The 11826-nt window shown below is 56.7% G+C and carries 9 protein-coding genes; 5 read left to right on the forward strand and 4 right to left on the reverse strand.

The window, feature by feature from the left end; all coding sequences use genetic code 11:
* Positions 1-17: 17 nt before the first annotated feature.
* The 3 genes from SYN7336_RS05010 to SYN7336_RS05015 are packed head-to-tail and all read left to right on the forward strand — an operon-like array spanning position 18 to position 1060.
* Complete coding sequence (locus SYN7336_RS05010) at positions 18-566, forward strand: class I SAM-dependent methyltransferase (RefSeq protein ID WP_162139082.1); 549 nt, start codon at positions 18-20, stop codon at positions 564-566.
* Positions 559-720 carry a hypothetical protein gene (locus SYN7336_RS30525; RefSeq protein WP_156820033.1) on the forward strand — a complete coding sequence of 54 codons (162 nt, stop codon included), beginning with the start codon at positions 559-561 and terminating at the stop codon, positions 718-720. Before SYN7336_RS05010 ends, SYN7336_RS30525 begins: the two co-directional genes overlap by 8 nt.
* 31 nt (positions 721-751) lie before the next feature.
* Entirely contained in the window at positions 752-1060 is a 309-nt protein-coding gene (locus tag SYN7336_RS05015; RefSeq protein ID WP_017324831.1) for a hypothetical protein, read from the forward strand.
* Between the two features lie 208 nt (positions 1061-1268).
* On the opposite strand, the gene SYN7336_RS05020 is transcribed toward SYN7336_RS05015, so the two are convergent.
* Together SYN7336_RS05020 and SYN7336_RS05025 are read right to left on the reverse strand one after the other, a co-directional pair.
* Positions 1269-1913, reverse strand: coding sequence for a bifunctional 4-hydroxy-2-oxoglutarate aldolase/2-dehydro-3-deoxy-phosphogluconate aldolase (locus tag SYN7336_RS05020; RefSeq protein ID WP_227498602.1), 645 nt, complete (start codon positions 1911-1913; stop codon positions 1269-1271).
* Between the two features lie 2 nt (positions 1914-1915).
* Positions 1916-2347 carry a hypothetical protein gene (locus SYN7336_RS05025; protein WP_017324833.1) on the reverse strand — a complete coding sequence of 144 codons (432 nt, stop codon included), beginning with the start codon at positions 2345-2347 and terminating at the stop codon, positions 1916-1918.
* A 178-nt stretch (positions 2348-2525) separates the two neighbouring features.
* On the opposite strand from SYN7336_RS05025, the gene SYN7336_RS05030 reads away from it, so the two are divergent.
* Together SYN7336_RS05030 and SYN7336_RS05035 are read left to right on the forward strand one after the other, a co-directional pair.
* Entirely contained in the window at positions 2526-5105 is a 2580-nt protein-coding gene (locus SYN7336_RS05030) for a TIGR03960 family B12-binding radical SAM protein (protein ID WP_017324834.1), read from the forward strand.
* A gap of 92 nt (positions 5106-5197) precedes the next feature.
* The gene (locus SYN7336_RS05035) at positions 5198-5776 is read left to right on the forward strand and encodes a CPBP family intramembrane glutamic endopeptidase (protein WP_026100699.1); all 579 of its coding nucleotides are present in this window, start codon (positions 5198-5200) and stop codon (positions 5774-5776) included.
* A 122-nt stretch (positions 5777-5898) separates the two neighbouring features.
* Here SYN7336_RS05035 and SYN7336_RS05040 read toward each other — a convergent pair whose 3' ends face one another.
* Both SYN7336_RS05040 and SYN7336_RS05045 read right to left on the reverse strand, forming a co-directional pair.
* The gene (locus tag SYN7336_RS05040; RefSeq protein ID WP_017324836.1) at positions 5899-9786 is read right to left on the reverse strand and encodes a DNA-directed RNA polymerase subunit beta'; all 3888 of its coding nucleotides are present in this window, start codon (positions 9784-9786) and stop codon (positions 5899-5901) included.
* 77 nt (positions 9787-9863) lie between these two features.
* On the reverse strand, positions 9864-11735 hold the full coding sequence (locus SYN7336_RS05045; RefSeq protein ID WP_017324837.1) for a DNA-directed RNA polymerase subunit gamma: 1872 nt from the start codon (positions 11733-11735) through the stop codon (positions 9864-9866).
* Between the last annotated feature and the right edge of the window lie 91 nt (positions 11736-11826).

Here is an 11826-nt window from a genome sequence, read left to right on the forward strand (position 1 = left end):
TGCAGTTCGATGTTGCAGTGAAAGCATATGTGGGTATGGACATCCCCCCGAAGACAATCCAGTACCTCAACGACAATGTCTCGCGGCCCGAGTTCAAATACTTCGCCGTCCCTTTCGCCAATGCCATGTACAACCCCACTGGCGTACCACTGACTGCTGATGCGACGCTACCTGGTGGCGACGAACCCTACGATCTAATTGTCATGCAGTCGGTCTTCACACACTTCAACCCACAGGATTTTGTTGCCCTGCTGCATGTGCTGAGGCGACACTCTGCCAGCGATGCTCGTCTATTTTTCACCTGCTTCATCGACAACGACATGGAGTCCGACTTTCTCGATTCTGTGCCTGATAAGCCCCTACTCATGGCTTATTACAAAGAGAGCTTCATTCGCAGAATGCTCGGATGCGCCGGGTGGACGCCACTGGCGCTCTACGCCCCCAGCAATCAAATGCAGCACCAATTTGCCTGCACGCCACTGCCAGACATCGAGCACGCGGTGCAGTATTTCGGGCCATGTGATTTCGGGCAATGGGAATCTGGGCGACGTGAGCGGTATGTCTAGAATCAATTGGAAAGAGCAGCAGGCAGCCTTTGGCCTAATGTCTGCTGGCGCGCTCTTCTCGTGGGCGATCGCACCAGAGACAAAATCTCCCGATCGTGTCGAAGCTGAAGGAACGGATAATTCGCGAGCTTACGATATGAGAAGGATAGGGTGAAACAAACACGGCCAACAACAGGATTAGAGCGATGAGCATCGAGGACCGAGTAACAACATTAGAACTCAAAGTCTCTGAGATAGAAGGCCGCCAGCAAACGCAACTTGATGCGACCGGCATCTTGACCAGTATCCTGACCGAACTGAGGGCAGGAAACGAGCAGCGCGATCGCTTGCGTACGGAACTGCGTGCCGAGATGGGGGGTCTGCGCGCTGAGATGCGCACTGAGATGGGGGAACTACGCACTGAGATGCGAGCGGGATTCGACCGCGTTGAAGCTGTCTTGGGCCGAATGGATGAGCGGGTGGCGCGATTGGAGGCGAGCGATGAAAACGTTTGAGTTCAATCGCTAGACCAGGCCAACCTCAATTCGCTGGCACGAGTGTCCCCACTGTGGGGCATCCATGCCGCGAGATATAAATTCTGGGGTGCTTATCAAGCAAGTGGGGCTGGGCGTCGCCTCACTCAAAAACGCGAAACCCAGATCGAAAAGGTCTGGGCGGAGAAGCCCGCGCCGTACCGCCTAAGCGGTCGGCGTCGGGAGTACGTCACACAATCGTTTCGACCCAACGGCGAATGCGATCGCTCAACTCAGTCCATTGCTCGGCACGAATGAGAGAGGTGGGAAATAAGTCCGTAGCTAAACCAACGGCGATCGCCCCCGACTGCAAAAACGATGCAGCATTTGCCCGCGAGATCCCGCCCGTTGGAATCAGTGGGATCTCCCCCATCGGTCCCCGTAGCGCCTGGAGGTATTCTGCCCCCCCCACAGCCCGAATGGGGAATACTTTGATCGCAGTCGCTCCCGCGCGCCAAGCGTTGCCAATTTCAGTCGGGGTTAGGGCTCCCGGCACCATCGCCACATCTGCTTGGAGTGCTAGGTCTAACACCTCTGCGGTGCAATAGGGGCTAAAGATAAATTGGGCTCCCGCAGCGATCGCCTCTCGCCCCACAGCGGCATCCACTACCGTTCCAGTACCAATGATTTGTTCTGGATAACGCTCTCGCAGAGAGGCGATCGCCCGTACAAAGTCAGCCGAGGTGCTGGTGATTTCCACTTGCTTGAGTCCAGCGGCGATCGCTGCTTCGGCCATTTCGAGCGAAAGTGCCAAGTCATCCGCACGGACGACAGCGATGATGCGATCGCGCTTCACCGCCTGCAGCCATTCAGCCGCTGTCAACCTTGGTGTCACTGCTACTCGTCAACAAAGAGCTTGCCCGTCATACCGGCCAGCGCGTGACCGGGCACAGTGCATTTGAGATCGTATGCGCCCGCTTTCAGCGGCACAAAAACCCAATCTGCCGCTGCCTCGGGCTTGAGTTCTAACTCGCTAATTTTGCCTTTCACTTCGACACCAGACACATCCACTTTGCGCGTCCAGATTGCATCGGCAAAGTCTTTGGACGTGAAGTAATGTTTGACGGGGCTAGGGTTGCTGAGGGTGAGCTTGTAGAGCTTGCCTGCCTTGAAATGTAGGGTGTCGGGAAAGAAGTGCAAGGAGTTTTCGAGCGAGCCTAACTCCACAGACTTGGAGATCGCCGTCTGTCTGGCGAGGTCTTTAGCATGCAATGGACCGCCTGCCAGCCACAGACAGAGGACGACTAGCACAACCCAACAACGCTTCATCCACACGATTGAAACCCTTACCAGCTTGTAATTCTCAATCCTATCTTCTCAGCTCGTCCGCCCGATTGCATAGCGGAGGGCGGCTTCCACTGAATTTCTTTGCTCCCGCGCCGCAGCGCGAAACTCCTCAACAGGCTAGGCTAGTGACTACTGCTGTTGCCCTGCCATTTTGTCCGCTATGCCAGTCATCGATCTGGATCGCCTGATTACCTCCGAGATCTTGCGCCCCGCTCGCTATTTAGGGAATGAATTTGGGGCTGCGCATCGCGATTGGGACAGCGCTGCGGTGCGGTGGGTCCTGACCTATCCCGAACTGTACGAAGTGGGGGCCTCCAACTCCGGGCACATCATTCTCTACAACATCCTCAATGCCCAACCCCGACAACTGTGCGATCGCACTTACCTGCCCGGTACCGACTTGATCGCTCGCCTGCGCGATCGCCACCTGCCCCTATTCGCAGTCGAATCCCGCCGCGATATGAAAGAATTCGATATCGTCGGGTTCAGTCTCGCCTACGAACTCGGCGGTACTAATATCCTCGAAATGCTCGATCTGGCAGGGATTCCCAAAACCTGGCAAGAGCGCAATCCATTCGCGGTCGCCACCTACCCGTTAATCTTCGCAGGCGGACCCACCGCCACCTCCAACCCCGAACCCTTTGCCGAGTTTTTTGACTTTTTCGTCCTGGGAGACGGTGAAGAGGTCTTGCCCGAAATTGGTTTGGTGGTGGAAGAGGGCCTGCGGGACGGCCTCAGTCGGCGAGACTTACTGCTCGATCTGGCCCAAGTTCCTGGCGTCTACGTGCCGCAGTTTTATGACGGCATGCCCCTCCAACCTGTCGTGGATGGCGTACCGGCCCGCATTGTCCGCCGCGTCGCCAACCCCATGCCCCACTACGCGATCGGCCCCATCCCCTACGTCGAAACCGTTCACGATCGCCTTAGCTTAGAAGTGCGACGCGGCTGTACGCGGGGCTGCCGCTTCTGCCAACCGGGCATGTTGACCCGTCCTGCCCGCGATGTCGCGCCCGACGATGTGGTGGAGGCGATCGCCACCGGCATGCAGCGTTCCGGCTACGACGAATTTTCTCTCTCCTCCCTCAGTTGCTCCGATTACCTCTCGCTGCCCGCCGTTGGAGCAGAACTGCACAACCGCCTCGATCGCACCCACGTCAACCTCTCTCTGCCCAGCCAGCGGGTCGACCGCTTCGACGAGCATATTGCTGCTGTCATGGGAGGGACCCGTCGCCCCACCCTCACCTTCGCCCCCGAAGCAGGCAGCCAACGGATGCGGGACGTGATTAACAAAGGGCTGACCAATGCCGATCTCGTCCGGGGGGTGAAAACCGCTGCAGAGCAGGGCTGGGATAAAGTCAAACTCTATTTCATGATCGGCCTGCCTGGGGAAACCGATATCGATGTGGTGGGGATTGCCGAAACTATCGCCATGTTGCAGCGGGAATGTCGCCCCGCCAGCGGTCGCCGCTTAAAGGTGAACGTGACTATCTCCAACTTCACCCCCAAACCCCACACCCCCTTCCAGTGGCATCGGGTAGACCCTGCCGAGATCGAACGCAAACAGCGATTGCTCAAAGACCAATTTCGCCGCATGAAAGGGGTGAAGGGGAACTTCACCGATATTCGCTTCTCCATGTTGGAGGACTTTATCGGTAAAGGCGATCGCCGTCTCAGCCGCACAATCGAGCGAGCGTGGCAGCAGGGGGCAGGCATGGATAGTTGGTGGGAAGCAATTGACGACGCCTATGCAGCTTGGGTGCGCGCCTATCGCGAGACAGTTCCTGACGCCATCCTGGCGGGCGAAGCAGGGCACCCTCAACTCCCCACCGTCCACTACGACCTCGACGATCCGCTGCCGTGGGACCACGTCGACACGGGCATCGATAAGGCTTGGCTCCAACAGGATTGGGCCAGAGCCCTCGAGGCTGCCACCGTGCCCGACTGCTCGTTTGAAGGCTGCTCCCACTGCGGCATCTGCGGCGTTGACTTCGGCCACAATATCGTTATTCCAGCACGACCCATCCCCGAAATTGCGCCGAAACCGCAAGGCAAAGATCGCCCCAAACCCGTTCAGCGCTTTCGCGTCACCTTCTCCAAACAAGGCAGCATGCGCTTTGTCGGCCACCTCGATCTGCTGCGCTTGTGGGAGCGAGCCTGTCGCCGCGCCAACTTCCCGCTTGCTTTTACCGGCGGCTTTCATCCCTCCCCTCGCATCTCCACTGCCAGTGCCCTTGCCCTCGGTCACGTCAGTCGCGGCGAAGTCTTGGATATTGAACTCACCCAAACCTGGGATCTCGAGAAATTCCGTAACGCCCTGGCAGCGCAGTTGCCCTCCGAGATGGAGGTATTGGAAGTGGCTGAAATTCCTCTGGCAGCGCCATCGGCCACGAAAGCATTGATTGCTGCCGACTACACGTTGCATGTCAACAGTCGCGAACCGGTCGATTGGGAGGCTCTGGTGGAGCAGATCCTCGCCCGAGCTGAGATTTGGTTGGATAAAGTATCTAAATCGGGCAAGCCCTATCGGGTGAACGGACGGGAATTACTTTACGAACTGTCGATCGCCTCTGCCGAACCGCACTCGGCCACGATCGACTATCGCGGTTGCTGTCGCAATGACGGCACCATGCTGCGACCGGAACAGGCGATCGAGCTACTGCGCCAGCAGTTGCCCGACACCACGGAGTTAGACCTAACGTTTGTAGAACGCCAGCAATTGCGATTTCAGGAGGAAGGCTGAGGGCTGAAGCTGCTTGCAAGCTCGGAAAACCGATCGCCATTCGGTTGTTACAATTTCTACAACTCTACTGCGACTTCGCCCCTCCCGAATCCATGAACGAGACTGAAACACCCCCTCTGAGTCGCCAGCAAGTGCTGGTGGCAATGGGTGCAACTGCCCTGCTATTGGGGGCGATCGCCAAACTGTGGATATGGTTGGGCCGAGTTCAGCTGATGCCGGCAACTTGGCACCCTTTAGAACTGCTGGCAGGGGTGGGCTTGGGTTTGGCGATCGTGGGCTTGAGTCGGCTGCTCTATTGGCTGTGGCCCCGCTATCGCACCTGTGCCGAACAGTATATGACCACCATTGTGCAGCCCCTGGCTTGGCCAGATTTGATTTGGCTGGGGTTGCTGCCCAGTGTGAGTGAAGAACTATTGTTTCGCGGTGTGGCCTTGGGAGCCTTCGGCTTGACTCCCCTAGCGATCGCGCTCACTAGCATCGCCTTCGGCAGCCTCCACCTGATGGATCTGAAACAGTGGCCCTACGGTATTTGGGCGATGGTTATTGGCGCTCTGTTCGGGACAAGTTTACTGTTGACGGGCAATTTACTCGTGCCGATCGTCTCTCACTCAGTCGCGAACTTGCTCTCGAGCTATTTGTGGAAGCATCGATGGGTCGGTCAAAACAGCTAGCGGTTCTAGGGCGATCGGCATTCAGAGTCTCCGGCAGTTTCTCCCCTCTCCCAATGGGAGAGGGGCCGGGGGTGAGGGCGATTCGGTTGCCAAATTCACGCCATGCAGAACCGTTCAGTCCTCTAGAGGTCAGCCTCTGCCTGCTTCTTTTGTTCCTTTAAAATGGCTTCCTTCGCAGTAAAATCATCCACCAATTCCTCATCGGACAGAATGGGATTGCCGACGGAAGGGGACGGATAGGGACGCTCCGCATCATCTGGCAGAATATCGGGTTCGTCCGTTTCTTCGGTGTAGGTATTGAAGCCCGTCCCGGCAGGAATCAGGCGACCGATAATCACATTCTCCTTCAGCCCCCGCAGCCAATCGGATTTCCCTTCGATTGCCGCTTCTGTCAAAACGCGCGTGGTTTCTTGGAAACTGGCTGCCGAAATAAAGCTGTCGGTATTCAAGCTAGCTTTGGTGATCCCCAACAGTACGGGTGTGTATTGGGCGGGAGCCATACCGGCGATCGCCATCGTGGCATTCGTCTGCTGAATTTGGTACAGATCCACCAACTCTCCCGGCAACAGAATGGTGTCGCCGCCATCATCGACCCGCACCTTCGAGGTCATCTGGCGCACCACCACTTCGATGTGCTTGTCGGCAATATCTACCCCTTGAGAGCGATAGACGTTTTGCACCTCGTTCACAAAGAAGCGCTGCACCTCCCGAATCGCTAACATCGCCGCCCGATCGATGCCCAATTCGTTCTTGTGGTACTCGAAAAAGGCATCCAACAGATCGTGGGGATTGGCCGGACCGTCGGTCAGAGGCTCTCCCGCCTGTACTTGCTGACCGTCCACCACAATCGGATTCTGACCGGGCAATAGCGGATAGTCAGCAATGGTGCCGTCTTCCTCCAGAATCTTCACATCCATCTGGTCGTCATCTCGCGTCAGTTGCACCACGCCAGAATTCTTACACAGCACGCACATTTCCTTCGGTTTGCGAGCCTCTAACAACTCCTCAATTCGAGGTAAACCCTGGATGATATCTCCCGTCTTAGCCCGCTCGTAGACCAGTAGGGCTAAATTGTCCCCCCGCTGTACCAAATCGCCATCCCCCACCTGCAAAATGGCTCCAGCCGACACCAGATAGGGTCGCCCAATTCTCAGTGTCAGAGTGTCTTTGGAAATCGCCATCACCTGACCGGACTCAGGGGCGATCGTACCGGGGGCAATCGTATCTCCCACCCGCACGATATCTCCGCTTGTGAGGGAGGTTTGTTCGGAGAGCGGCACCTGCACGAAATCGTGGTCGGTAATCGTCAATAGGCGGCGGACCGGTTCTCCATCCCCCTTCAAACCGCGAGTAATGCCGGCCTGCTTGGCTTGAATTTCAGTTCGGGCCACCACAGAACCGGGCTCGATGGTATCTCCCTCTTGCACTAACAGGCCAGTTTGGGTTCTACCTTGAGTCAGATCCGCATCAATATCGCGGCGCACTAATAGAGTTTCCAAAATCACCAATTGCAGGCGCATCAGCTCGGGATCGCTTTCGTCTGCCACCAGTTCGATGTCCGCTTTGAGATGGGGAGCTTCGGTATCGATTTCCAGCAAGAGCTGGGTTTTTAATAGCTCCACGCCGCCAATCGACTTAATCCGCTCGCCATCTTTGAAGGGAACTCGCTGCACCGCCAGTAAGCGGATGGCCCGTCCGGCCTCGCTGACAGACTCCTGACTGGGAACGGACGGCTCGTCGGGGATCTCGAATTCTTCGACCGGACGCAGTAACACTGCCGGTCCTTCAGTGGTTTCGAGCTGTTCTAGATAGGCTAAAGACTCGGCCACCACTCCCGAAATTGCCTCCTGCCCCGGCTGCACCAACGTACCGCTCTGGATTTCCAAATCGGCCTGATTGTCAATCAAGTGCAAACTACCGGGCTTGATGGTAATTTCCCGCAGAATGTCGTTTTTCTGGGTCACTTCCACCACCCCACTGGTTTGGCAGAAGATATCTTTGACCACTTCCGTGCCTGCCTCGACGTACTGGCCGTCTTCGACATTCAGCAGCGAGATATCTTTGTTGACTTCGTGAGATTCCTCTGGAATCCACAGCAGGGTACCTCCCTTGGTGATTTCGTAGCCCTGCTTGGCTTTGCCCCGCTTGGCCACTTCCAAACCGGCAAACTTGACCAATCCCCCCGTCTGGGTGCGGTACTCGCTTTCCTGCAGTTCCGCCACCACTTCGTTGTTCCCCACTTTGGTGCCGGGGGTGGTCTTGAGCAAAAAGGACTGACCGGCGGCGGTGTCCAACATAAATTGCTCGCGCCCTTGATGGGATTCGGCCCTCACCTTAGCTTGGTCTAATACCACCGATGCGGTGATGATTTCTACTTCGCGTCCCCCCTTGCCGTCCAGTTGATCGGGCAAGCGCACGACACCGCCATGCTCGGTCATTAAAGAGGTTGCGGCAATGACGGCACCTGCTTCAATGCGATCGCCATTCTCCACCACAGGCTCGGCACCCGGGGGCAGGTTATAGACTTGTCCGGACATGACCCAGATAATGCCTTGCCGCTGCACCATGAAGGTGGTGTTGCCCTGCCGGTCTGTTTTCTCTTCAAATGGCAAGCTTTCAAAGCGAATTTCCCCAGCCAGGTCTGCGGCTACGTCTTTTTGGGCCTTTTCGGTGCTCTTGCGGGCAGTCTTACCGGCAGCAGCCACTTCGGCAATCATCTGCCCCTCCTGTACCCGCTCGCCCTCCTTCACCAATACTGTCGAGCCTGGAGTAGCTTCAATAGTCTCTATCTGACCCTCGTCTCCAGTCAAGGTAAAAGTGTTGGCCACTTCAACCTGCAAGGCATCGTCGCCGTGGCGGGTGCGCAGCGGGCGGCTGCGGAAGTTTTTGGGAAACGAAACCTTGCCGTCAAATGGTGCCTTAATCTGACGGGCAATTTCCCCAGTAAACACGCCCCCCGTGTGGAAGGTGCGCATGGTGAGCTGCGTACCGGGTTCCCCAATCGATTGGGCGGCAATGATGCCCACTGCTTCGCCAATATCCACCGGACGGGAATGGGCTAAACTCCAGCCGTAACAGGTGCGGCAGACGGAGCGATTGGCTTCGCAGGTCAAGGGCGATCGCACCATCACCTGTTCCACCCCAGACGCCACAATGATATCCGTCAGCTCTTGGTCGATCGGGTCGTTGCGTCGGGCGATCGTCTCCCCCGTTTGGGGATCGACCACATCTTGGGCTAGGGTGCGTCCCACCAGCCGATCTTTCAGCTCAATCACTGCCTTATCTGCGTCCCAGAGGGACTCCATCACAATGCCCCGATCGGTGCCGCAATCTTGCTCGCGCACGATCACATCTTGGGACACGTCCACCAGACGGCGGGTGAGATAGCCGGAGTCCGCTGTCCGCAGGGCAGTATCCACCAAACCCTTGCGCGCGCCATAGGACGAAATAATGTATTCCGTCACCGTTAAGCCTTCGCGGAAGTTGGTCTTGATCGGCAAGTCAATAATCTCTCCGCGCGGATTCGCCATCAAGCCGCGCATGCCCACCAACTGGCGCACCTGCGAGATGTTACCGCGCGCCCCCGAGTTCGACATCATGTAAACGGAGTTGAGCGGATTGTTGGTCTCGAAGTTCGCGACCATCTCGTTTTTGATGTCATCGTTCGTCTGGTTCCAGGTATCGATGACTTTTTGATAGCGTTCGATCTCGGTGATTTCGCCACGGGTGTAGCGCTCTTGAGCGCTTTCAATTTCTGCTTCCGCTTGGGCCAGCAGCTCTTTTTTCTTGGGGGGAATCTGCAGGTCTTCAACACTGATCGAGACGCCTGCTTTAGTGGCATAGCGGAAGCCGAGGGCCTTGAGTTTATCGGCCATTTCGGCAGTCCGGGCAGTGCCGTACTCAGAAAAGGCCCAAGAAATCAATTTTTTGAGGCCGCGCTTATCGATTTTATGGTTGCGGAAGGCGGGCTTGGGGTTTTTGGCAGAGTTGGATTGCAGGGGTTCGGTCATGGAAGCAGGGCCTCACGGGCAATTACTCGACAATCGTCAGAGCTGAACGGGAATTGAGAACTGGAATGGACGATCGCTCAGGCGAGCGACTCTTGAATCACTTTATTGAAGATGATGCGTCCGGGAGTGGTGTGGAGGTATTGGGAGAGCAATTCGCCAGCCGCACTCTCGCGCACGCGGAGATCGGCATATTCCTTCAATACCGAGCCGTCCTCCGCTTCGGTTACCTTAGGGTTGCCATTACTGCTGCCCTCTACGGGGCCGTCGTAACGCACCCAAATATAGGTGTGCAAATCCACAATGCCTTGCTCGTAGGCCACCAACACATCTTCAATGTCAGAAAAGTACTTGTCTTTCCCCTTCTGCCGTTTGGGGTTATCAGCAGTCAGGTAGTAACACCCCAGAACCATATCCTGACTGGGGGTGATAATGGGGGTGCCTGTAGCGGGAGAGAGAATATTATTGGAGGCCAGCATCAGCAGCCGCGCTTCCGCCTGAGCCTCTAGGGAGAGGGGGACGTGAACGGCCATTTGGTCGCCGTCAAAGTCAGCATTAAAGGCCGGACAGACGAGGGGGTGCAGTTGAATCGCTCGACCTTCTACCAAGATAGGTTCAAATGCTTGAATCCCCAAACGGTGGAGCGTAGGAGCGCGGTTGAGCAGAACCGGGTGACCGTCAATCACCTCTTCCAGCACATCCCAAATGGCTGAGTCGTTGGTGACAATCATTTTTTTGGCGGCTTTGATATTGTTCACGACGCCGCGCTTGATCAATTTGTGAATCACAAACGGCTGGAACAGCTCGATCGCCATTTCTTTGGGCAAACCGCACTGGTGCATCTTCAGCTTCGGCCCCACCACAATCACGGAACGACCGGAGTAGTCCACCCGTTTGCCCAACAGGTTTTGGCGGAAGCGACCCTGCTTCCCTTCAATGATGTCCGAGAGGGACTTCAATGGACGGTTATTGGCTCCCACCACCGTGCGACCGCGACGACCGTTATCAATCAGAGCGTCCACGGCCTCCTGCAGCATCCGCTTTTCGTTGCGCACGATGATTTCAGGAGCCATGATTTCTTGCAGGCGAGCCAAGCGGTTATTGCGATTGATCACGCGCCGGTAGAGATCGTTCAGGTCGGAGGTGGCAAAGCGACCGCCATCCAACTGCACCATCGGGCGCAGGTCGGGGGGAATCACGGGAATGGCTTCTAAAATCATCCACTCGGGACGAGATTCGGTGGCAATAAAATTGTCCAGCACCCGCAGCCGCTTGATCAGGCGAGCCCGCTTTTGGCCCCGAGAGGTGGCAATGCCTTCCCGCAAACTTTCCGCCTCATCCTCCATCTCAATATCCATCAGCAGTCTCTGGATGGCTTCGGCCCCGATCGCAGCCCAGTCGGGGGGCAACTGCAGCTCCGATCCCTCCTCGTACAGCTGATCTTCAATTTCGATGAATTGATCTTCGCTGAGCAGTTGCTTGTAGGTGAGGTTCTCGGCGTTACCGGGATCGATCACCACATAGGCATTGAAATAAACTACCTGTTCCACATCCCGCAGGGGCATATCTAAGAGGGTGGCAATGTGGCTGGGAATCCCTTTGAGGTACCAAACGTGGGTGACAGGGGCGGCGAGATCGATGTACCCCATGCGGTGGCGCCGCACCCGGGATTCGGTTACTTCAACGCCGCAGCGCTCGCAAACAATACCGCGATGTCGCACCCGCTTGTATTTGCCGCAGTGACATTCCCAGTCTTTGGCCGGACCGAAGATGCGCTCGCAAAACAAGCCATCCATTTCGGGCTTGAGGGTACGGTAGTTAATCGTTTCGGGCTTGGTGACTTCGCCGACAATGGTACCGTTGGGCAGAGTGCGCTGACCCCATTCCATAATCCGATCGGGCGATGCTAGACCGATCTTGACGTAATCAAAGCGCTGCTCGAGTTTGGTCATGGTGGTTTCTCGAAAGGTCGCGGGACGGCGTGTCTGTTGAACCGCTGGCTCGTAGGTCTCGCCTCGGGGCGATCGCGCCGTCAGCCAGCGG

This window comes from Synechococcus sp. PCC 7336 (assembly GCF_000332275.1).
Classification (GTDB): Bacteria; Cyanobacteriota; Cyanobacteriia; order Thermostichales; family PCC-7336; genus PCC-7336.